The sequence below is a fragment of the Pedobacter sp. Hv1 genome, from assembly GCF_001412215.1.
Classification (GTDB): Bacteria; Bacteroidota; Bacteroidia; order Sphingobacteriales; family Sphingobacteriaceae; genus Pedobacter.
In genome coordinates, this window is record NZ_LLWP01000002.1 from 237,790 (window position 1) to 260,428 (window position 22,639).

The window sequence follows — 22,639 nt, forward strand, 5'->3', positions numbered from 1 at the left end:
TATTTTAATGGTGTAAATTAATCTTGTGAGTTTAAATTAGCCTGAAACTGGCATTTGTTGTTGGAAGGTAAGTACAATAAACTCTGCCGGACGAATGAGTGCTACTCTGACTACTACAGTCATCCGTCCATTAAGGATATCATCACCCGTCATGGTGGTACCTAATCCGCAGCTTACCGAGAAAGCATCTGTTGGTGTACCTCCCATTAAACCGCCTTCTTTCCATAACGAGGTTAAGAAACTAGAAATCATCGATTTCACCGCTTCCCACGTATTTTTATCATTGGGTTGAAAAACATAAGGATGTGCAGCCAATTTACAAGATTGCTCTATAAATGTAAGAGTTCTTCTTACTTGCATGTATTTCCAATCTTGGCTATTTCCTTCTAATGTTCTAGCTCCCCAAACCAAAATACCGATACCATTAAAAAAACGGATGGCATTGATAGATTTACCCGAAACCGCATCCATATTTAAATTGGCCTGTTGGCTTTCTGATAAACAGATGGGCAATGAGGTGGCGCCCACAATAGAAACGTTAGCTGGTGCTTGCCATGGGCCAACCTGATTATCGGTTGTGGTAATTACTCCCGCCATGGCTCCACTTGGAGGCAAAATATTTGCCCCTGCTAAAATTTGGTTAATCAATGTACTGTAAGTTTTACTGGCATTGATTAACGCATTGTGGTATTGTAATACAGTTAAAGGTGTACCCGGAGGATTCTCTATATTCGACAAAATGGTAGCAGCCACTGGATTTGGGTTGGTTGGCGAATTTAATAGTGGTGCCAATTGTTTTACATCTCCACCAAAAAGATTGGTATAATCAATATCATTGGTTTGCATAATCGATGTACCAATAAATGGATAATAGGCAGCTCCATAATCTAAACCCGTAACCCCTGTATTATTCCTAAAAGTTGTAATATCGTTGGTATATAAAATTGGATCTGGGTTTCTGCCACCAATAATATCAAACAAACACATGGCCGTTTGGGTCTGTGTACATTGCAATAACATGGTTTCCATTAAGGTGCTATTGTCGCCAATAGACAGCAATGTGGCTTCTGGACAGATGTACATGGTTGGCTCCTGTTCATTGATCAAGAGTTTAAGCCCAGCTGTTAGGTCGTTTAGTTTAACATTAGGGTTGATGATCTGTGTACCAGGAGTCATTGGACTTTTTGAAGGCGCACCATAAGTACCAACAGAAACAATGTAAGCATCGCCCCCACCATTGTCGTAAAATAACTTAATGCTATTGTAGAGGTAATAAATAGTGTTAGGATCTGGAACAATAGAATAAAAAGCACCATCAATAACCAAGTAGTTTGGATCTGTAGGCTGGCTTTTTTGTTGAACCAGGTAATACTCAGGATTGTATTGTTTTGATGGACTAGCTGGTGCCGGTGGATCAGGGTAACAATAAAATGCCACAAAATCTGATAGGGAAGTGATTTTCTGTGGTACGTTCAAATAAGATTTTCCTTCGTACACAGCTTGCGGCGTATAACCAATAAAAGCTGGAACAGCAGTTGCAATAGGCACTACCGAATTGGGAAAAGCATTAAGCTCGTTTATGTAAACCCCAGGCGATTGGATATTAGATAAATTCATAAACTTATAATTTTAAAACTGTTTGATTTTATACATATACATATATTGGTGATGAAACCAAGTCTTTTGTGTTGCTATTTACATTTCCAATTTGTTTTGCTTCGGGGTTTGGAAGTCCCTTAAATATGGTTTTAACCATCCGATTTTGTGGCATTCGATCATCGCTTCCAAAAGGTGCATCAACGAGATCAAGTTTGTATTTTGGGTATTTGCTTAAAGGAAGCAATTGGGTACCTGAAGAAAAAAACAGAGCCTTTTCTCCTGTCTCTATCACTACGTTTTCTGGCCCGTCAAACTCAATTGCCAATTTGCTGTTGATTTTTGGGCTACTCCATTGGATGGCACTCTTATTAATGATGAAATATTGCCATTGTGTAGCTCTTGCACTAAAATTGATATTAAACTGTGCGGCTAAACTTTCCTTAGAAAATTTGATGATATCGTTGAAATGCACCACCAAACTTCCTAAAATTGAGGTGTGATAGGTTTCTTCCAATTGTACAGCTAGTACAAGCGCTTCATCTTGTTGCTCATTTAAAGCCGACTGTGTATCGTAATGTAACTGCCCCAACCAATTGATCGGTAAGTCGGTAAAAATATTGAAATAGCTATTGCTGCTGGTGATATTAAATTCGAAGGCTGTTGTACCTGTAACTTGATTGATGTATTGTAATAGAGAAACCACAGATTGGGCATTGGTATACAATTCAAATCCATCAATCTTTCTTCTCATTTTAAAATCGAATCTTGTAAATAGCTGTACCGTTGTAGCTGAGGCATTAAATTGCAAACAATCGCAAATGTTCTGCTCGAAGTAAGCATGTTGCACTTCTACCTTAAAAACGATATTGAATTTGTTTTGCATCATTGTGCCAATAAAGTTGAAGTTTGTGTAATACCCGAAGTAATTTCTTCTGCTTCGTTTCCTTGGATGGTAATTAATCTCATCTTATAGATCACAGATGGTTGATATTTGGCACCCATAGCAGTCCATAAACCTTGCATCTGGTGATAGGTGATTTTTTCAATGTCAAACTCTAGTTTATCAATCCCTGGTGGGACATTAGCCGAAGTGTTGGCATCAAGTGTGTTATTGATCTGAAAAAAAACAATCACCGCATTTAAAAATTTTAAGGTTTCACTATAGTCATCAAAATTTGAACTGATCAATACTACAAGGTTATATCTTTCTGATGGATTAATGGTTGCATAATTTCCGTTTTCTAACAGTTGATTGCGGTTATAAAAAGGCCTAACGCCTTCTTTCTCTATATTGATTAAAGAGATGACTATTTTATTTTGGTTGATCTGTGGTAAAGCCCCATTGCCTTCAATCAGCGTGTTCAACAATACCTTGCTGTCGTCTAAACCAAACCTGTTCTTGATGAACTGGTCTAAAACATCTTTAGTAAATTGAAGTGCCTTACTGATCATCTCTTTAGTTATTTTTTTTGAATTGAGTAGCAACGATCACCTGAAAATTGAAATCGCTGATGTAAAGCTATAGAGAAGAGTGAGTAGATGCTAAGATTGGCCATGTACCATTCGTAGACAATAATTGATGTTTGTCTCAAAGGCATAGACAAATCGTAGACAACGAGAATTCGTGTCTATTTTTAGTAGAAAAACCTAAAGGCAAATTAACCTACAGATCTTAAGAAACCTTTAAGGTCTTGATCTTTAGGCAGAGACATTTTCTTTTTTAAACGGTATTTGTGGGTACGCACACTTTCTTGGTTAATTCCCAACAAACTCTTGATATCGTCATTAGACATATTCATCACCAGATAACAACAATATTTGAGGTCTATGGCAGTTAACGATGGATATTTTTTGGCCAGCTGCGATAAAAAATAAGGATTGGTCTGCTCAAAATAAACTTTAAAATCTTCCCACAGTTTGTGGTCGTGGGCGGCCATTTTAATAGAATTAACAATAGAAGTTAATTCTGCTTTGGTCGGATCGTCAACATTTGGATAAAGATTCGAGATCCGGTTTTTTATTTTTAGCAATACTTCTACTTTCTGATCGAGCTCTAAAGCATATCTACTCAAGTTTCGATGATTTTCTGGTGGTGCATTTCTAGCTACAGGAACTGTAAAATGAGGTTCTTCTACCTTTGGCAAAGGCTTTGACCGCATTAGAAATATAGAATTAACGGTAGAATTGAAATATTCGTTATTGGCCAAATGCTCTAATGGGTAGGCAAATACAATATTGGTTTGGGTTACACCTAAAATTTCACTCTCAAATTTACGGGTTAGACAAAGAATTGGAATCTCTGGTTTTTTAACAAAGATATTAAAGTCGCTCAGCGCATTTTGGTTGTTGCGAAAACACATGATCAATAGATCGGGGTTCATTGATCTGGCAATGGTCATCAGATCAGATGTTCTGGTCACAGAGATGACATTGGGCACAAAGAAATTAGTGTCCTTTATCCTATTTAAGATAGAGAACATGGTTGTATTGTCATCACAACCAATAACGATCAGTTTTTCTTCAGCCACGTTTGGTAGCTAAAAAATTTAATTCCGTTATCCAATTGTATTTGGGATATCGCAATTTATTTCCAGAACTACCTTTTGTATACATCCATACCAAAAATGCATCTTGTTTAATGCCATTAACTGGTACCATTAGCGCTAACATATCCATCACCGAGATGGTTGTCAATTTTTTTTTCATTTGGAGAGAGCGTTAAAATTTGACTTAGGATTTATGGACTACATTTCTTTTGTCTTCATGATAAGGTAAATATTTCAACTTATTTGGTATAGGGATATCCGAAACCATCTACTCCTTATCCTCTCTCTGGATTTTATCATTTTGATACCAATAATTTGATCAGTTAATTAATTTGTATTGACAGCATAGCACATGGCTATCTATCACACATGGGTAGTAGTATTCAAGCAATTTTGCAGCTAAAGTTTAGCCAAAAACAAATTCATGTTCGTACAATTTGCTAGTAAGGGTTTGTAAACGAATTTAGGTAGCCTGCGCATTTACAAAGAACTTTTTTCTTGAAACTACATATTTAATACATTAACTGCCATTTTTCATACATTAACATCCATATCTTTTAAATTTTAAGGATATATTTTTCATTAAGCAACAGAACTCTAACAAGTTATCTGTACATTAGAATTTAAAATAACAGTAAAGAAGAGTTGGCCCCAAATAACTTATGAACCCTACCCAAAAATTCTCTTGTGTAATTGTTGATGATGAACCGCATTGCATTGAAAAGTTAAAAAAATGCATTGCCAACTTGCCTTATCTAGAACTACTACATACCTATGATGATCCCTTGGAGGCAATTAAAGAAATTTCGGCTTCAAAAGTACCTATCGATTTTCTTTTATTAGATATTGATATGCCAAAAATATCTGGGCTAGAGCTTGCTTCGGTGATTAGAGATAAGGTAGACAAGTTGATTTTTGTAACCGGACATGCCAAATACAGCCTACAGGCTTATGATGTGCTTTGTAACCAATATCTATTGAAGCCTTTTTCTGAACAAAAGTTTGCAGAAACGATCAATAGGCTAATAGAGCCACCAAAAGAAGAATTTCCTGGGGCTAATAAAGATATTCTATTTATCAAATCGGCAAGTAATGGCAAATACCTGCAAGTAAAATGCGATGATATTATTTCTATTAATGCCCTAGAACATTATGTAGTTGTACAGACCACGCTTACCCAATATGTACAACATAACTCTATGAAAGATGTTGAATACGCCCTAAGGCACAACAACAATTTTATTCGGGTACATAAATCTCATATTGTAGCTAAAAAGCACATCCAATCTATTCATGGAAACAATATCGTGCTCACAAATAATTACGAAATTAGCATTGGAACCACATTCAAACAGTCGTTTCAACAATTTTTAGGCAGCAATTCTTTAAGTTGAGTTTCTGTTTTAATTTGTGCCTGCGTTACCCACACCACATTGAAATGGCATGGGTAAACAGGACTTCATCAACCAACCAGGTTAAGCCATTTATACCAAACGACGGGCTACTTCATCCCAGTTTACCACCTGCCACCAAGCAGAGATATAGTCGTTTCTTTTGTTCTGATAGTTGAGGTAATAGGCATGTTCCCACACATCTAGGGCCAACAATGGTTTTCCTTTTACTGGTGCATCGTCCATCAGTGGATTATCTTGATTAGGGGTTGCCGTAATTTTTAAATTGCCTTAATCATTGATGAGCCAAGCCCAGCCAGAACCAAATTGCCCCAGAGCAGCTTGTGTAAACAATGTTTTAAACTGATCTACAGATCCAAATGATTTTTCAATTGCGTTTTTAAGTGCTCCAGATGGTGCGGTGGCATTAGCTGGTTGCATACACTCCCAAAAGAAATTATGGTTCCAAGCACCACCTCCATTGTTTCTTAATTTTGCAGATAAACGAGATGTTTGGTTAAAAAAATCAAACTCATTAGCAAAGCTGAGGTTTTCTTTAACCAATGCTTCATTCACATTTTTGATATAAGCCGTATGGTGTTTCGAATAGTGGATTTCCATGGTAAGGGCATCAATATAAGGTGCCAAAGCATCGTAGTTATAAGGTAATTTAACCTGAGTAAACTGAAACGGTGCTTGCGCATTTGCAGTGCTTACATTTTGAGCACCAAAGGCAGTAAAAACAGAAAGACTTGGCAATACCACTGCGCCTACGCCAAGGCTAAAGGTCTGTTTTAAAAAAATACGTCTATTTTGCTGATCCATATCTTTAGGTTTAAATCAAATGTAGATTATTATTTATAATTAATCTAAATAAACGTTATTTTTGTTCAAATTATTATCCAAAACGTTGAATTGAACATGAAAAAGCTTTTATTGATTGCCCTACTCCTTTCTAGTCTTACATCTTTTTCGCAGGTATTGAGAAAGAGAGCGGTAACCCTAATGGGCAGCAGGTTCGACATTACCATTATTGACAAAGACTCTGCTGCCGCAGAAGCCAATATCGATGTGGTAATTGCAGAAGTAACCAGGATAGAAAACCTCATCTCAGATTGGCGTCCTTATACACAAGTATCTAAAGTCAATCAAAATGCAGGCATTGCCCCTGTTAAAGTAGACAAAGAAGTTTTTGAGCTTACCCAAAGGGCAATTAAATTATCTAAACTTACTGGTGGCGCTTTCGACATCAGCTTTGCTGCGATGGATAGGATCTGGAAATTTGATGGTTCTATGGTAAAAATGCCTACACCAGAGGCCATAAAAAAATCGGTTGAAAAAGTGGGCTACCAAAACATCATCTTAGACCAAAAGAACAGCACCATTTTTTTGAAACTAAAAGGGATGAAAATTGGCTTTGGTGCATTGGGAGAGGGTTATGCTGCCGATAGATGCAGAGAAATGATGTTGGCCAAAGGGGTGAAAGCTGGTATTGTAAATGGATCTGGCGATATGAACACTTGGGGCAAACAACCCGATGGTACACCATGGAATATTGGCATTACCAATCCAAAAAACACAAACGAGCTTATGGCGATAGTTCCTTTAGCACATGGAGCAGTAGTTACCTCTGGTAGTTACGAGAAGTTTGTGGTGTTTAATGGCAAACGATATGCACACATTATCAACCCTAAAACTGGTTACCCTGCTACAGGCTTATGCAGCGTTACTGTTTTTGGCCCTAGTGCCGAAATGGCAAATGGATTGAGTACTTCTATTATGGTAATGGGTAAAAAGGCAGGTCTGCAGTTGTTGAAACGTTATCCAAAAATGAGCTGTATCTTGATTACAGATGAGGGGAAGACTTATACTTCACCAAATTTGAACATCTCGAAATATTTGGTCAAATAAAGTTAAAACAAAAAGCGTGGTTCGTGTCACCACGAACCACGCTTTTGACATGAAATACTTAATAACAATCCATCAATATCCGATTGTGCGATTGATAATAACTTACTTCTTTATTGTCGCTTTGCTGGAAGATGGTTTCCAATAGTTCAATTACATCTTTTTGCATGGCCAATGAGCCACAGATCATGATCACTCCGTCTTTTTGCATGGCTTCTGCTATCAAATCTTTATCGCGACGTACCAGATCGTTTACATATTGTTTATTGCCCTCTCTAGAGTAGGCTAAATTTAAACTCTGCAGTTTCTGATTGGCTAAATTTTTATCCATAGCCTCCTGATAAAGCTCAAACGAAGTAGCTGCCCTGAAACCGCAATACAAATGGCAGTTTACTTTTTTATGGTTATCGTCAATCATTCCCAAAAACGGTGCAATACCTGTTCCATTAGAGATCATGATCACTGTGGATGCTTTTTTAGGGAAATTAAAATGTGGATTAGGATTGATGCTGGCTTTAATGGTTTGCCCAGGTTCAAGTTGGTACAAATAGCCAGAGCCTAAACCATTGGCGTGTAGTTTTACACTTAATTGTACAGCCTTATTTACTTTACCTATCGAATACAAACGTTCTCTATGGTCGCTTGCAGGGTAGATTGCCAAAAGGTCGCCCGAGGTAAAGCGAAGTCTGCGCTTAGGTTTCAGATGGATCAAAAATGAGCCCTCTTCATGAGCAATGGTTGTTTTTTCTGTTACCATTAGTTTTTGCAAACGTTTTGGTTTGATGGCAAACAATTTAGGAGAAACCTCAAATGGCATTGCTGTTTTTTGTGACCAAAGCGTAGCCCATTGACCAAATTCTTCAGGAGATTTATCATTAACGGTATGTATTTCTAACAAAGGTGTTGCCCACTCTTGTACAGACAATGCATTATTGATCTCAAAGGCATATTTACAAAAATCGGGATAAGATTTTGAGCCGAAACCTAATACCGAAAAATCAACTTTTAAAGGTTGTGGATATTTTTTAAGCAGCTCCATAAATTTATTGGCATTCGTGGGTGCATCACCCAAACCATAAGTAGCGGTCAATACAATTAAATGCTCTGCCTTGGCAAAAACCGAATAATTATTCAACTCTGTTAAGAAACATTTTTCTCCATTTTTGATCAGTTGTTGATAAATGGCTTTGGCAAAACGATTGGTAGTGCCATTTTCAGAACCTACCAAAATGATATAGTTACATTCGTCCTTTTTGTATTTGTTTCTAACATTCCCTGCTCTGCGCTTTAAGGTAATGGCAAAACCAGAATAGATAAAAAACAAAATATTGGCCGAAGCAATAGCCAAAACAATGGCCCATACCGCATTGATTCTGCCAGTATGTAAATCAAGGCTTAAATTGGTTAACAGCACAGTTGTAGGGTATAATACTTCGGTAAGGGTATCGCCAGTAACCTGATTAACTGTTAACTCCCGATCTTTTAACTTCAGTGTAAAATAATCTTCTACATCTTCTGAAAACGGAAATTCTATAGAGTTGACTTCCGATAAATGGATGTTTTTAAAAATAGAAAAATCTGCTAGCTTTTTTTCAGGCTTTGACTTAATCGCATCAAAATCTACTTTTTGTGATACGGTAAAATCGGGGATGATTTTAAAACGTACCAACGATAAATAAGTTCCGCTAAGGGTGATGATGAGAATCGGGATCAACAGCAAACGCCCTAAGGTAACATGGTAGTATTGTGCAAAGTTTTCTCTTACAATTTTGGTAAAGAAGCGTTTAATACCTCTTTGCCTTTGGATAATGAGCACAATACCCGAAACGGTAATCAATAATAACAAAAAGGCTGTAAGACCGATAAAGAACCGACCCAATTCATTTAAAAAAAGAGAACGGTGAAAAGAAGTTACCCACTGAAAAAATTCACTTTTCTTTTGCGGAACACCTAAACTTTTACCTGTTCTTGGGTCAACGTAAACTGTTACATCATCACCATTTAGGTCAATACCTTTTACCACTACAAATTGATTGGCATCAACAGTTACATCGGTAATTTCTTCAAAACTTTTTTTAAGTGCAGGTATGGCTTCGGCCAGGGTAACCTGATTAAAATTCTCCACCTTGTATGGCAGTGTCTTTATTGAAACTGGCTCAAAAGCAAGGATAATTCCTGTAATGGAAGCCAATGCAATGATAAGAAAAGAAGATAAAGCCAAAACTAAATGGCTATATCTCCAAATTGAAATCGTCATATGTTCAGTTACTCTTAATTCGCACTAAATCTTACGTAACGGATATAGTTTGTTCCTTCGGTTTTTCCAGAAAGCCCTTCTTTGGTTAATGGAATTTCGATGTCTTTTACATGGTACTCCTTATCTTCTACTGCAGTTTCGAATCTCAGTTTATAACCAGCATTGATTTTCGAATCCTCTATTTCAAAAGTGGTTACACTACGGTCTCCACCCGCTACAGATGCACCAGTAATGGCACTGATGTTGGCTGGTTTTTTGGTGTTAAACTTGTGCCATTCTTTGATATGGGTATACCATTTTTTATCGGGTCCCATTACATATAAGGTTTTCTCGTAAGCACCAGCGGGGTTAACTAAAGAAACTACGATATAGGCTGCCTCGCCAACGTAATTGGTCATTTGTACCATGCATTTGTATTTGGTAACGCCTGGTTTTTGTGCGGCTGAGGTAAAAGGGATCATGAAGACTAAAGCAATTGCTAGGACTATTTTATTAAGGTTATTCATATCTATTTTAAAAAATCAATTGAGATGTGTTGTTTAGTTAAGTATTCGTTTTCGTGGGCCAAATCAAATGCCGTTTCTTTAAAGTCGGTTGTCACGTCTTTTTTTGCACCAATAGCCAGCAAATATTTAAGAATGGTATCGTCTTTGGCTGTCATGGCTGCTTTATGCAATGGCGCCAAACCTTCTTTGTTTTTAGCGTTTACATCTACTTTAAAACCTTCAATCCGTTTCAGTAAAGGCAAACCGTTTCTTACCAGCACAAGGTGATATAAAGTATTGCCATTGCCCTGTGTTGCAGCAATATCAAAACCTTTGTCTTGCAATACTTTCAATTTGGCTTCAAAAGCTTCTGGTCTTTGTGCATTGTACGATGGCACCAAATAATAAGCAAGGTTATAGCCATCGGCATCAATAACCTTTACGTCTGCGCCTTTTTCAATCAATAGTTTGACCACTTCTGGTGTATTTCTACGCACCGCCATGGCCAAAGCAGAAGTTCCTTTTTTGTTTGTTTGGTTAATGTTCTTTACCATAGGAAGCAACATTGTTATACTTTCAACCGATGTATTTGCACTGGCCGCATTCATAAATGGAGTTATCCCATCATTGTTAGGCTGATTGATATCCAAACCTTTGGCCAAGAAATAGTTGATGATCTCGTCCTGTTTTGCACGTCTGGCTACATAGTGAAGCGCATTATCGCCATTGGCATTGCTTGCTTTAGGATCTAATTTCAATTCTTCTAAATATTGGTATACCTCTAATGAATTGCTTCCGGCACGAGAGCCAATACTAGCCGTAACCATCGCATTTGGGCTATACTTCACTCCTTTTGCTACCAAGGCTTTCAATACTGGAACCGTTGCCGATCTCAGCGCAAAATCAAAAGCGGTATTACCTGTTGAGTCTGTACTTTTTACATCTACTCCTTTTGCTATGAAATAGCTGATGAGCGAAAAATCTTTATCGTATGGGGCTACCAATAACAAGGCGTTGGCCCCACCACGTACACGTTCTTTTTTAGGATCTGAACCTTGACTGATGCAAATGTCGTATACCTTTGTATTGGTTTGTCCGCCAGATGCGGCATAAGTTAAAACGGTATAACCAACTTCATCTTTAACGTTCACTTTAGCGCCTTTAGCAATCAAATACTCCATTAGTGTTACATTGCCTCTAAGGGCTGCCCAAAACATATAGGTACGACCATTATTGATGATTTTATTTACATTGTTTCCATTTTGTGTTAAAAGAAACTGGATAGACTCGTTGGCAGCTTGTGCATTGATCGCTGTAACCACTGCATCAGCACCTTGTGTATTTTGCTCAGATGGGCTGTTACCTTTAGCAATTTCGGCTTTGATTCTTTCTAAAGTTGGGCTCTCCTTCCAGAAAGCCTGGTCGTGAAAAACATTTTTTTGTCCATACACGGACAAAGAGAGGAGGGTAAGTAGGGTGAAAACGATTTTTCTCATTGTTTGTGATCTATTTTTTTAATGAAGATGGGCTAGCATAGGTGGAGATGAATGCGCTCAGCAAATTTAATAAGAATTAGTCTAAATAAGAATAGTGTTAGAAAAAATTAAACCTCATTTGTTCAATGCGTGGTGTTTCATCACTTCTTTTTTACAAAACAGGTCAAAAAACAAGCTTTAGGAGGTATTGACTACATCGCAGGGGTATAAAAAAAGGATTGCCTGTATCAAGCAATCCTTTTGGTTTTTAATTTGTTGTAACGCTACAACTATTCGTCGATGGTATTTTTGAGTTTCATTAAAAGAGAGTATGCTCCTTTTATCACCACCTTTTTGCCTTTTAAAGTCGAATCAACCGCAGTAAAACCATCTACCGACTGGCCTTTGCTAATGGCCGTCATTTTAAAAGTTTGATCTGCCAATGCCACAAATACAAAATCTTTGTTTTCGAAATTTACAATTGCTGCATTGGGCAAAGCCTCTACTTCTTTATGGTCTAGTTGTACCTCAGCATTCATATACATGCCAGGCGCCAATGCCTTATCGTATTTTTCAATATGGCAATGTACCTCAGTACTTCTATCGCTATTTAAGGAGTGGCTAACCAACACAATTTTGGTGTTATATTTCTGTTCTGGTTTGGTATTGGCATAGGCTGTTACCTGTTGCCCTATTTTAAGCAGGTGAAGGTCTTTTTCGAAAACGATCAGGTTCAAATGAATATCTGTTGGATTGACCAATTCAAAAATCACATCTGATGGGGTTACATATTTACCGATGTTCACATTTACCTTACTTACATAACCGTTAATGGGCGAATAGATATTGATTGTTCTGCTGATCTTATTTTCTGTAAGCTGCGCAGGATTGAGCCCAATTAATCTCAATTTCTCGGCCAATCCCTGACTTTCGATCGTCAATTGTCTCAGTTCATTTTCGGCCTGTTGCACCACTTTATCGCTATTCGCCTTACCTATGTTCAGCTCTTTTTGTCGAGCATACTCTTTAGTAGCAAAAGCTACTTTGTTTTTAATGATCAGGTAATCTTGCTGCAACTGGATATATTGCGGATCTTCCATCACTGCTAATAATTGACCTTTGCTTACCTGCGTACCAGGTAATAAACTGGATGATTTGAGGTAACCACCTAAAGGCACGCTCACGGAGATTAAATTTTGAGGTGGCACATCAATCTGGCCATTGAGCTTTAATGTGGCGCTCATTTTTCTTGGCTGTATTTCTTCAACCATCAAATCGATCTGTTTGGCCTGTGCTGCACTCAACTGCACCATATCCTCATCAACTAGTACAGGTTGAGCTTTTGGTTCTGGTTTTGAGCTTCCACTACAACCCAATATATTTACAAGACAGATGATACAGGCATATTTAATAAGTAATTGCTTCATTTTTTATTTTGATAAGAGATAATTCAATTGGATAACACTATTGTTCAAATCTTTAACGGCATTTAAATAAGCTAGTTTGAGCTCCATTGCTTGTTGGTTAAGCACCGTCCATTCTAGGTAATTGATTTCGCCATTCTGTAATTGCCTGTTTAAGGTATTGGTAATCGTTTTTGCATTTTTGATTGCCGTATTTTCAAATTCCATTACAATTTCACGGTTTCTTAAAAACTGATGATATGCATCTTGCATTTCTGTCTGCAATTGTTTTCTGATTAGGGTACTTTCATTTTTAGCAATGGCTTCTTGCGTTTTGGCCGACTTGATCCGGGCTTTCTGTGCCCCAGCAAAAAGTGGGATGCCAATACCCAATTGCACCGAATTGAACCTATCGCTACGGGTATGTGTTCCATCTTGAATGCTCATATTGTTATAACCCAACAAAAGCTCTGGCAGCAATTGAGCTTGTGCCAGTTTGGTGCTGGCCGTTGCTATTTGCTCATTTTGCAGCTGCATTTTTAAATAAGGATGCTGGGCTAGTGCAGCCGTATCCAATGTTGGTAAACCCAATTGGTAACTATTGGCTTGTGCTTGTAACAATTCGCTACTATTGGTCAATAACATTAATTGTTGTTGCAATAGGCCAAACTCTTTTTGCAGTCCTTTTAGCTGTATCCCAATTTGGGTAGATTGGTTGGCAGCACTTGCTTTTTCCAATACATTACTTTCCCCAGTTTTTAAACGCAAATTGGCCACTCTAGAAAATTCTTGGTAAGCACTGTTAATGGTATCCAATACTTTTTTTTGCTCTTGCACCAACAACATTTCATAAAAAATTGTGGTTGTTAGTTTTTTAATTTCTGCTTGTTTAAGGTCAATCTGGAGCAGGCTAACCTTCCATTCTTCGGTTAGTTTATCTTTTTGTCTGCTATAAACCGTAGGGAAACTAAAACTTTGGCTAATGCTCAAGCGGTCATCAACAAAAGGGCTATTGAACTTTCCATATTCGCCCATTAAACTTGTTTGTGGTAAATCTGTTGCCGTTTTGATCAATTGCTTGGCTTGTTCTGCTCTTAATTGCTGCCCTTTAATGCTCAGATTATTGGTCATCGCCATTTCAATTGCTTCGTTTAAACCGATCCTTTTTTGCGCTTGGGCAGGTATCATCAATACAAAAAGTAATAACGTTGTTGCCACGACCTGTTTTTTTGATTTGCTTATTTTCAGGCCTTTTTCAAAACTGATATATAAAATAGGCAGTACAAACAAGGTTAACAAAGTGGCAATCATTAGGCCACCAATTACTACGGTAGCCAATGGTCTTTGTACAGCTGCCCCTGCCCCATTACTAATGGCCATTGGCAAAAACCCTAATGAAGCTACAAAAGCGGTCATTAACACCGGTCGTAACCTGGTTACCGTTCCTTGCAGTACAATTTTTTTCATGTCTTGTTCTCCTGTCTTTTTAATCCTGTTAAACTCTGCCACCAATACAATTCCGTTGAGTACGGCAATGCCGAATAGCGCAATAAAACCTACACCAGCACTAATGCTAAACGGCATGCCCCGCAAGGCCAATAAGAAAATGCCCCCAATAGCAGATAATGGAATGGCTGTATAGATCAAAAGGCCATACTTGATCGAATCGAAGGCAAAATAGAGCAACAAAAAGATCAAGATCAACGATACCGGAACCGCTACCGAAAGTCTGGATTTGGCCTCATTCAGGTTTTCAAAAGAACCACCATAACTAATCGTGTATCCGGTAGGCAGTTTTATTTTCTGGTCTACCTGTTCTTGAAGCTCTTTAACAATACTCTCTACATCTCTACCATTTACATTGAAACCAACCAATACTCTTCTTCGGGTATCTTCTCTTTGGATCTGGCTCGGGCTGTCTACCAATTCTACCTCGGCTACCTGAGTTAAAGGAATTTGTTGGCCATTGGCTGTTGGGATTAACAAATTCTGTACATCGGTAATATCTGTTCTTTTCTCATTCTGCAACCTCACTACCAGTTCGAAACGTTTTTCGCCTTCAAATACCAACCCTGTACTTTGCCCCGCAAATGCAGCATTTACATTTTTATTGATATCGGCAATGTTAAGCCCATATTTTGCAATGGCAGCACGGTTGTACTTGATCACAATTTGTGGAGTTCCGGTAATCTGTTCTACATACAACTCGGTTGTCCCCTCAACTCCGCGTACAATATTGCCGAGCTGTTTGGCATAAATACCCAGGGTATCGAGATCTTCTCCAAATATTTTACAGACTACATCTTGCCTTGCCCCTGTCATGAGCTCATTGAAACGCATCTGCACCGGAAACTGAAAACTAGTGGTCACACCAGGTACTTCGTTGGCTGCTTTACCCATCTTTTCAGAAAGCTCTTCGAATGTTTTAGCAGAAGTCCATTCGCTCTTTTTCTTGAGGTTGATGATCATATCGCCCATATCCATTGGCAAAGGTTCTGTTGGCACCTCACTGCTTCCAATTTTGGTTACAATGTTTTTCACCTCCGGGAACCTCGACTTTAAAATGGCCGCTACTTTTTGTACATTTTCTATAGTAGTATTGAGGTTGCTACCAGAAAGGACCCTGGTTTCTACCGCATAATCTCCTTCTTCAATGGATGGGATAAATTCGCCACCCAAACGGGTCAATAAAAAAACCGCCACCACAAATAAACTGATCACTACGGTAATGAGTATTTTTGGAATAGTTAATGCTTTTTGCAATAAGTTACTGTACTTACTTTCTATTTTGGCCATTGCCCGATCTGAGAAGTTCTTTTTCAAAGAAATTTTCTTGCTCAAGAACACACTGCTTACCATTGGGATATAAGTTAACGAAAGGATAAAGGCACCTAACAAGGCAAAAGCTACCGTTTGTGCCATTGGTTTAAACATTTTTCCTTCAATACCTTGTAAACTAAAAATAGGTAGGTAAACGATCAGGATAATGATCTGCCCAAATACAGCGCTGTTCATCATTTTGGAAGAGGCACTTTTCACTTCCTTGTCCATTTCGTGTTGCGTAAAGAGGGTTAATCCACCGAGTTTTTTATGGTGGCTCAGCTGGTGCATTACGGCTTCTACGATAATTACGGCACCATCTACAATTAGACCAAAATCTAGGGCGCCAAGGCTCATCAGGTTGCCACTTACACCAAAAAGGTTCATCATGATAATGGCAAACAGCATAGAAAGTGGAATTACGGAGGCCACCAATAAACCTGCCCTAAAATTGCCCAAGAAAAGCACCAGTACAAAAACCACAATCAATGCCCCCTCCAATAAATTGGTCTGTACCGTGTTGATGGCATTGCTCACCATATCTGTACGGTCTAAAAATGGCTCGATCACTACCCCTTCTGGGAGGGTTTTCTGTATTTCGGCAATTTTATGTTTGATGTTTTCGATCACCACATTGCTATTGGCCCCTTTGAGCATCATTACAATAGCTCCAGAAACCTCTCCTTCGTTGTTATAAATTAATGCGCCGTATCTGGTGGCGGCACCGATTTTAACTTCTGCTACATCTCTGATCAATAAAGGAACCCGATTCTGGGTGTTTTTAACCACTACATTTTCAATGTCTTCTTTGCTGGTAATCAGTCCTTCGCTTCTGATGTACAACACCGTTTCTTGTTTTTCGATATAAGAACCGCCTGTATTTTGGTTGTTGCCCTCTAAGGCATTGAATACATCGGCTATGGTAATGCCATGTGCCTGGAGCTGATTGGGGTTAATGGCTACTTCGTACTGCTTTAACTTACCTCCAAAACTACTTACTTCGGCAACACCTTTTACCCCTAAAAGCTGTCGGCGTACCACCCAATCTTGTAACGTACGGAGTTCGGTAATGTCGTATTGTTTTTCGTAGCCTTTTTTGGCTTTCACTACATATTGGTAAATTTCTCCCAATCCGGTAGAGATGGGGCCCATTTCTGGTTTGCCTATCCCCTCTGGGATGTTGGCCTGTACGGTTAGCAAGCGCTCAGAAACCTGCTGTCGGGCCCAATAGATATCTACATCATCATTAAATACTAAAGTAACCAAAGACAGACCAAAGCGGCTATAGCTCCTGATCTCTTTAATGCCTGCAATATTACTGCTGGCCTGTTCAACTGGAAAGGTAACCAACCTTTCGATATCTGTGGCCCCATAAGAAGGTGCCGTGGTAATGATCTGTACCTGATTATTAGTAATGTCTGGTACAGCATCTACCGGGAGTTTGGTCAATTCAAAAACGCCGTAGATGACTAACGCTATGGTAAATAGCGCAACAATGAGTTTATTCTTTACAGAAAACCCAATAATTTTATTCAACATGAAAATTAAGTTTAATTGATGCTCATTCGATAAGGTCCAAAACCTGAAAAGGTAATGGCTAATTGGAAATGAATTAAACTTTTGGCGGTTGCCAGATCTTAGATTGGTAAGAATTAGGGATATGTTCTTCCTCATAGCCAACTGCTAGTTTAACAGCGGTAGGAATTGGGAATTTTAGGTTTACCTGATGGTATTGTGGAATGGCTAAACTGCCCAAACCATTTGGTGCTTGCTGATTTGAAGATTTAAAGGGCAACTGGTTATCTCTCTCTTCGTCATTATCTGTATGAGGTACATCATTGTAATGGTCTACCAAATATGTTGCAAAGGTAAGCTGATTGTTTAAGGCCTTGTGTTCAAAATAATGCTGAAAAAGTACAGGCAATTTCACCAGCTCGTGTAAGGCTGTGGCAGAAACCAGGTGAAATGAGAGAATAAATAAGATAAATAGCTTTTTCAACGGTTCAAAGTTATTATTTTCTTTGTTTTTAAGAAAAATAGCATCGCTATTTTTACATTCACAAACCCATGGTTCGTGTCCCATGGTTCGTGTCGACACGAACCATAAAGAAAAAGCGCCGTTTAGTTAAACGGCGCTTTTTCTGAAATCTATTTCCAACCTCCACCGAGGTTTCGGTAGATGCTGGTTCTGGTGGTCAACTGATCTTTTTTGGTTTCGATCAGTTCCAACTTCGATTCTAAGGCATCTCTTTGTGTCATCAACACTTCGAGATAATCGGCCCTTGCCGATTTGAACAAATCATTAGAAATGTCTATGGAGCGGGTCAATGCCTCTACTTGTTTCGACTTCAAATCGTACTTTTTCTCTAAATTATCCGCTTTAGAAAGTTGTGTAGCTACTTCCAAATAAGCATTTAAGAGCGTACGTTCATAATTGTAAATGGCCTGGAGCTGTTTGGCATTGGCTGCTGCAAATTCAGCCTTGATGGCATTTCTGTTGATCAGTGGGGCTGCCAGATCGCCTGCTAAAGAATACAACATCGATTCTGGGAATTTCACCAAGTAGGAAGGTTTAAAAGCCTGTAAGCCCAAACCTGCCGAAATATCCAAAGAAGGATAAAACTCTGCCCTTGCTACTTTTACATCTAATTTAGCGGCAACCAGTTCCAATTCGGCCTGCTTCACGTCTGGTCTATTGGCTAACAATTGTGATGGAATACCTGCCTGCACAGCCATCGGTGCAACGCTAATGAAACTGCTCTTGTCTCTCGGAATCCCTTGTGGATAACGTCCCAGTAGCAGATTGATCCGATTTTCGGCCTCTTTGATGCTTTGCTGTAAATCAAATTCCAAACTTTGCGAGTTTAACACCTCTGCCCTAAATTTCTGTACGGCCAATTCTGTAACTCTACTGGCCTCTTTTTGTACTTTAACCAACTCTAAGGCATTATTTTGTAACGCAATATTCTGCTTAACCAGTTCTAGCTGATTATCCAATGCCAACAACTCGTAATAAGAATTGGCTACTTCTGAGATGAGGTTGGTCAATACAAAATTTTTGCCTTCTACACTAGCTAGGTAACGGGTAACCGCTGCTTTTTTGGCATTACGGAGCTTTTTCCAGATATCAACCTCCCAGTTGGCATACAGACCTACAGTTAGATCGGTTAATGGATCTGGAACTGCTTTACCTGGGGTAATTTCTGTACCGGCATCGCCTGCACCCTGACTGGTGTACCTTCCTACCTTTTCTACACCTAAGCCTAATTTAGCCCCCACGGTTGGCAAAAGCTGTCCATGTTTCAGTCTGATTTCGCTCTTTGCAATTTCAATTTCCTGTAAGGTAATGTTCAGCTCCTGGTTATTTTTAAGGGCTGTATCAATCAGGTTCGCTAAGTTTTTGTCGGTAAAAAACTTACGCCATTGCAGGTTTGAACTATTCGTGGTGTCACTGTTTTTGTTATAGGCCCCAGGAACAACCCTGTTTTCGGCCCTTTGTGTAATCACCGGAACTTTACAGCTGGCTACGGTTAGTACCATAGCCACCAGGCCCAGTAGTGGATATTTCTCTTTAAACATTGTGATCAATTTCTTCGGTTAACGGATTTTCTTCTTCATCTTTAACAAGCTGGCGTCTTTCGGCTATTCTACCGAAAACATAATACAGTCCAGGGATAATCAATACCCCGAATAAGGTACCAAATACCATCCCTCCTGCCGCAGCAGAACCGATAGTTCGGTTACCATTGGCACCTGGCCCTGACGCCATAACCAATGGAATTAAACCAGCAATAAAGGCAAATGAGGTCATTAAAATTGGACGGAACCTTACTGCCGATCCTTCTATGGCTGCCTGTAGCACAGAAGAACCAGCTCGGTGTTTCTGTACCGCAAACTCTACAATCAATACGGCATTCTTACCGAGTAAACCAATGAGCATTACCATGGCCACCTGTGCATAGATATTGTTCTCTAGTCCTAACAATTTCAAGAGCAAAAAGGCGCCAAAAATACCCGCCGGTAGCGAAAGGATTACCGCAAATGGCAGTAAAAAGCTCTCGTACTGTGCGGCCAATAACAGGTAAACGAAGGCCAAACAGATTAAGAAAATATAAATGGCCTGATTGCCTCTACCTACCTCATCTTTTGAAATCCCTGCCCAGTCTATCCCATAACCTCTTGGTAAGGTTTTTTGAGCCACTTGGGTAACGGCCTCAATGGCAGCACCACTACTGTAACCCGCAGCAGCTGCACCACTAATTTCAGAAGAATTATACATGTTATGTCTGGTAATCTCTGATAGGCCATATACTTTTTCGATATGCATAAAAGCAGAAAATGGAACCATTTCGCCATGCTCATTCTTTACATAGAGTTTTAAGATATCTTCTGGCAATGCCCTATATTGTGGCAAAGCCTGTACCATTACCTTGTATTGACGATCGAACTTGATAAAACTGGTTTCGTAATTACTCCCTACCAAAGTAGACAAGGTATTCATCGCATTTTCAATAGTTACCCCTTTTTGTTGGGCAATATCGTTATCGATTCTGAGCATATATTGCGGAAAACTGGCACTGTAAAAGGTAAATACCGATGACAGCTCTGGTCGTTTGTTCAGCTCACGCACAAAATCTCTACTTACGGTTTCCATCTTTTTAAAATCTCCAGAACCATCTTTATCTAACAAACGCAATTCAAAACCACCTGCAGCACCATAACCCGGAACCGCTGGCGGTTGGAAAAATTCAATGGTGGCACCAGAAATGTCTTTAGATTTTTCTTCTAATTCATTAATTACTTCTTGCACCCCATGTTTACGATCTTCCCAACTTTTAAGGTTAATTAAGCAAGTACCTGAGTTGGCACCAGTACCTTCGGTTAGGATTTCATATCCTGCTAAAGAAGAAACAGATTGTACATCTTCCATACCTTCTGCAATTTTTTGCAGTTTTTCGGCAATCTGATTGGTTCTTTCTAAAGTAGAGCCTGGTGGGGTTTGAATTACCGCATAAAACATCCCTTGATCCTCATTCGGGATAAAACCCGAAGGCAGGTTGTTGTTCAATAACCAAATGGCAGCACAGAAGGCAATAAACATAGTTAGGGTAATCATCCTGCGGTTAACAATTAGTCCCAATACTTTTTGATAACGACCAGTTAAACGGCCAAACCAATTGTTAAAGCCATCGAGCACTCTATTTAACCAAGTTTTTTTACGGGCTTTGCCATGGTTGTTCTTCAACATTACGGCACAAAGTGCTGGTGTAAGTGTTAAGGCAACTACACCCGATAAAATAATGGAAGTTGCCATGGTAATAGAGAACTGTCTATAAAAGATCCCTACCGGACCAGACATGAATGCTACGGGAATAAATACCGCCGCCATTACAAAGGTGATGGCGATAATAGCCCCACTGATTTCGTGCATGGCTTCTTCTGTAGCCTTCAATGTCGAAAGATTCTTCTCTTCCATCTTGGCGTGTACGGCCTCAATTACCACAATGGCATTGTCTACTACAATACCGATGGCGAGCACCAGTGCAAACAATGTAATAAGGTTAAGCGTAATGCCAAAATATTGCATAAATACAAATGTTCCAATAAGCGATACAGGAACAGCAATGGCAGGAATCAATGTCGAACGCCAGTCGCCAAGGAACAGGAATACTACTAAACCTACCAAAACAAAGGCTTCTAGTAAAGTGTGGATTACCTTTTCTATCGATGCGTCTAAGAATTTAGATACGTCATAACTGATCTCATAATCTACTCCTTTTGGAAAGGATGCCGATTTGATTTCTTTTAATTTGGCCTTGATATCTTTAATTACCTGACTGGCATTGCTACCATAAGATTGTTTAACCACAATAGCTGCCGACGGTTTGCCATTTAGGTTGGAATATAAATCGTAGTACGAACTCCCAAACTCAACATCGGCTACATCTTTTAAACGAAGAATTTCGCCATTTGGCGTAGATTTAAGGATAATGTTTTCATAACCTTCTTTGGTACTAAAACGACCGGGATATTTTAATACATACTCAAATGCTTGCGATCGTTTACCAGAACTTTCGCCCGTTTTACCTGGCGAAGCTTCTAAACTCTGCTCATCGAGTGCTTTCAATACCTCGTCTGCAGAAATTTTGTGAGCCAGCATTCGATCTGGTTTCAACCAAACCCGCATGGCATATTCACGGTTACCTAAAATATCGGCAACACCCACTCCATCAACACGTTTCAGCTCAGACAGCACATTGATATCTGCAAAGTTGAACAAGAATTTCTGGTCCATCTTTGGATCTTTACTGTAAAGGTTGATGTACATTAACATATTTGATTCTTCTCTGGTAATTTTCACCCCTTCACGTACCACAATTGGTGGCAACTTATTGATTACCGATGCTACCCTGTTCTGGATATTTACAGAAGCCTGATTAGGATCGGTACCTAGGTTAAAAATTACTTGAATGGTCGCCTCACCATCATTTCCAGCATCAGAGGCCATGTATTTCATGCCCGGCACCCCATTAATGGCTCGCTCTAAGGGGATGATTACTGATTTGATCATCAGTTCGCCATTTGCCCCCGGATATTCGGCGGTAATGTTCACCTTTGGTGGAGAAATGGAAGGAAACTGCGTTACTGGCAGTTGGGTAATGGCCAAAACACCTAAAAAAGTGATGATCAGCGATATCACAATAGACAGGACTGGCCTGTGTATAAATTTATTAAACATAAAATCTTTTGATTAG

The 22,639-nt window shown here is 39.1% G+C and carries 15 protein-coding genes and 1 pseudogene; 2 read left to right on the top strand and 14 right to left on the bottom strand.

Going from position 1 to position 22,639, the window contains the following annotated elements:
* Positions 1-36 precede the first annotated feature (36 nt).
* From AQF98_RS05305 to AQF98_RS05325, 5 genes are all read right to left on the bottom strand, one after another.
* Complete coding sequence (locus AQF98_RS05305; RefSeq protein WP_055130882.1) at positions 37-1,617, bottom strand: phage tail sheath C-terminal domain-containing protein; 1,581 nt, start codon at positions 1,615-1,617, stop codon at positions 37-39.
* A gap of 28 nt (positions 1,618-1,645) precedes the next feature.
* Entirely contained in the window at positions 1,646-2,485 is an 840-nt protein-coding gene (locus AQF98_RS05310) for a hypothetical protein (protein ID WP_055130883.1), read from the bottom strand.
* Positions 2,482-3,051, bottom strand: coding sequence for a DUF4255 domain-containing protein (locus tag AQF98_RS05315; protein ID WP_055130884.1), 570 nt, complete (start codon positions 3,049-3,051; stop codon positions 2,482-2,484). Before AQF98_RS05315 ends, AQF98_RS05310 begins: the two co-directional genes overlap by 4 nt.
* A gap of 206 nt (positions 3,052-3,257) precedes the next feature.
* Complete coding sequence (locus tag AQF98_RS05320; RefSeq protein WP_055130885.1) at positions 3,258-4,127, bottom strand: hypothetical protein; 870 nt, start codon at positions 4,125-4,127, stop codon at positions 3,258-3,260.
* Complete coding sequence (locus AQF98_RS05325; protein WP_055130886.1) at positions 4,120-4,305, bottom strand: hypothetical protein; 186 nt, start codon at positions 4,303-4,305, stop codon at positions 4,120-4,122. The genes AQF98_RS05320 and AQF98_RS05325 overlap by 8 nt, the downstream gene beginning before the upstream one ends.
* Positions 4,306-4,807: 502 nt before the next feature.
* Here AQF98_RS05325 and AQF98_RS05330 point away from each other — a divergent pair.
* Positions 4,808-5,539 (top strand): LytTR family DNA-binding domain-containing protein, encoded by a 732-nt coding sequence (locus AQF98_RS05330; RefSeq protein WP_055130887.1) that lies wholly within the window; start codon positions 4,808-4,810, stop codon positions 5,537-5,539.
* A gap of 90 nt (positions 5,540-5,629) precedes the next feature.
* Here the strand turns inward: AQF98_RS05330 and AQF98_RS05335 are convergent.
* Positions 5,630-6,361: pseudogene (locus AQF98_RS05335) on the bottom strand (superoxide dismutase).
* Between the two features lie 96 nt (positions 6,362-6,457).
* Between AQF98_RS05335 and AQF98_RS05340 the strand changes: the two are divergent.
* The gene (locus AQF98_RS05340; protein WP_082434913.1) at positions 6,458-7,447 is read left to right on the top strand and encodes an FAD:protein FMN transferase; all 990 of its coding nucleotides are present in this window, start codon (positions 6,458-6,460) and stop codon (positions 7,445-7,447) included.
* A 58-nt stretch (positions 7,448-7,505) separates the two neighbouring features.
* Here AQF98_RS05340 and AQF98_RS05345 read toward each other — a convergent pair whose 3' ends face one another.
* From AQF98_RS05345 to AQF98_RS05380, 8 genes are all read right to left on the bottom strand, one after another.
* A complete protein-coding gene (locus AQF98_RS05345) occupies positions 7,506-9,701 on the bottom strand; it encodes a PepSY domain-containing protein (RefSeq protein ID WP_055130889.1) in 2,196 nt (731 codons plus the stop codon).
* A 14-nt stretch (positions 9,702-9,715) separates the two neighbouring features.
* On the bottom strand, positions 9,716-10,207 hold the full coding sequence (locus AQF98_RS05350) for a DUF2271 domain-containing protein (RefSeq protein ID WP_055130890.1): 492 nt from the start codon (positions 10,205-10,207) through the stop codon (positions 9,716-9,718).
* Between the two features lie 2 nt (positions 10,208-10,209).
* The gene (locus AQF98_RS05355) at positions 10,210-11,682 is read right to left on the bottom strand and encodes an ankyrin repeat domain-containing protein (protein ID WP_055130891.1); all 1,473 of its coding nucleotides are present in this window, start codon (positions 11,680-11,682) and stop codon (positions 10,210-10,212) included.
* A 269-nt stretch (positions 11,683-11,951) separates the two neighbouring features.
* Entirely contained in the window at positions 11,952-13,088 is a 1,137-nt protein-coding gene (locus tag AQF98_RS05360; protein WP_055130892.1) for an efflux RND transporter periplasmic adaptor subunit, read from the bottom strand.
* Positions 13,089-13,091: 3 nt separating this feature from the next.
* Positions 13,092-17,423: a CusA/CzcA family heavy metal efflux RND transporter gene (locus AQF98_RS05365; protein WP_055130893.1), complete on the bottom strand. Its 4,332-nt coding sequence runs from the start codon at positions 17,421-17,423 to the stop codon at positions 13,092-13,094.
* 73 nt (positions 17,424-17,496) lie between these two features.
* Positions 17,497-17,883, bottom strand: coding sequence for a hypothetical protein (locus AQF98_RS05370; protein WP_152969640.1), 387 nt, complete (start codon positions 17,881-17,883; stop codon positions 17,497-17,499).
* Between the two features lie 149 nt (positions 17,884-18,032).
* Positions 18,033-19,463 carry a TolC family protein gene (locus AQF98_RS05375; RefSeq protein ID WP_055130895.1) on the bottom strand — a complete coding sequence of 477 codons (1,431 nt, stop codon included), beginning with the start codon at positions 19,461-19,463 and terminating at the stop codon, positions 18,033-18,035.
* Entirely contained in the window at positions 19,456-22,623 is a 3,168-nt protein-coding gene (locus AQF98_RS05380; protein WP_055130896.1) for an efflux RND transporter permease subunit, read from the bottom strand. Before AQF98_RS05380 ends, AQF98_RS05375 begins: the two co-directional genes overlap by 8 nt.
* Positions 22,624-22,639: the final 16 nt, after the last annotated feature.

What these genes read in the sequence shown, in the direction of transcription:
- AQF98_RS05305 (WP_055130882.1), bottom strand. Translation starts at nt 1,617, where the DNA reads ATGAATTTATCTAATATCCAATCGCCTGGGGTTTACATAAACGAGCTT.
- AQF98_RS05310 (WP_055130883.1), bottom strand. Translation starts at nt 2,485, where the DNA reads ATGATGCAAAACAAATTCAATATCGTTTTTAAGGTAGAAGTGCAACAT.
- AQF98_RS05315 (WP_055130884.1), bottom strand. Translation starts at nt 3,051, where the DNA reads ATGATCAGTAAGGCACTTCAATTTACTAAAGATGTTTTAGACCAGTTC.
- AQF98_RS05325 (WP_055130886.1), bottom strand. Translation starts at nt 4,305, where the DNA reads ATGAAAAAAAAATTGACAACCATCTCGGTGATGGATATGTTAGCGCTA.
- AQF98_RS05330 (WP_055130887.1), top strand. Translation starts at nt 4,808, where the DNA reads ATGAACCCTACCCAAAAATTCTCTTGTGTAATTGTTGATGATGAACCG.
- AQF98_RS05340 (WP_082434913.1), top strand. Translation starts at nt 6,458, where the DNA reads ATGAAAAAGCTTTTATTGATTGCCCTACTCCTTTCTAGTCTTACATCT.
- AQF98_RS05345 (WP_055130889.1), bottom strand. Translation starts at nt 9,701, where the DNA reads ATGACGATTTCAATTTGGAGATATAGCCATTTAGTTTTGGCTTTATCT.
- AQF98_RS05350 (WP_055130890.1), bottom strand. Translation starts at nt 10,207, where the DNA reads ATGAATAACCTTAATAAAATAGTCCTAGCAATTGCTTTAGTCTTCATG.
- AQF98_RS05355 (WP_055130891.1), bottom strand. Translation starts at nt 11,682, where the DNA reads ATGAGAAAAATCGTTTTCACCCTACTTACCCTCCTCTCTTTGTCCGTG.
- AQF98_RS05360 (WP_055130892.1), bottom strand. Translation starts at nt 13,088, where the DNA reads ATGAAGCAATTACTTATTAAATATGCCTGTATCATCTGTCTTGTAAAT.
- AQF98_RS05365 (WP_055130893.1), bottom strand. Translation starts at nt 17,423, where the DNA reads ATGTTGAATAAAATTATTGGGTTTTCTGTAAAGAATAAACTCATTGTT.
- AQF98_RS05375 (WP_055130895.1), bottom strand. Translation starts at nt 19,463, where the DNA reads ATGTTTAAAGAGAAATATCCACTACTGGGCCTGGTGGCTATGGTACTA.
- AQF98_RS05380 (WP_055130896.1), bottom strand. Translation starts at nt 22,623, where the DNA reads ATGTTTAATAAATTTATACACAGGCCAGTCCTGTCTATTGTGATATCG.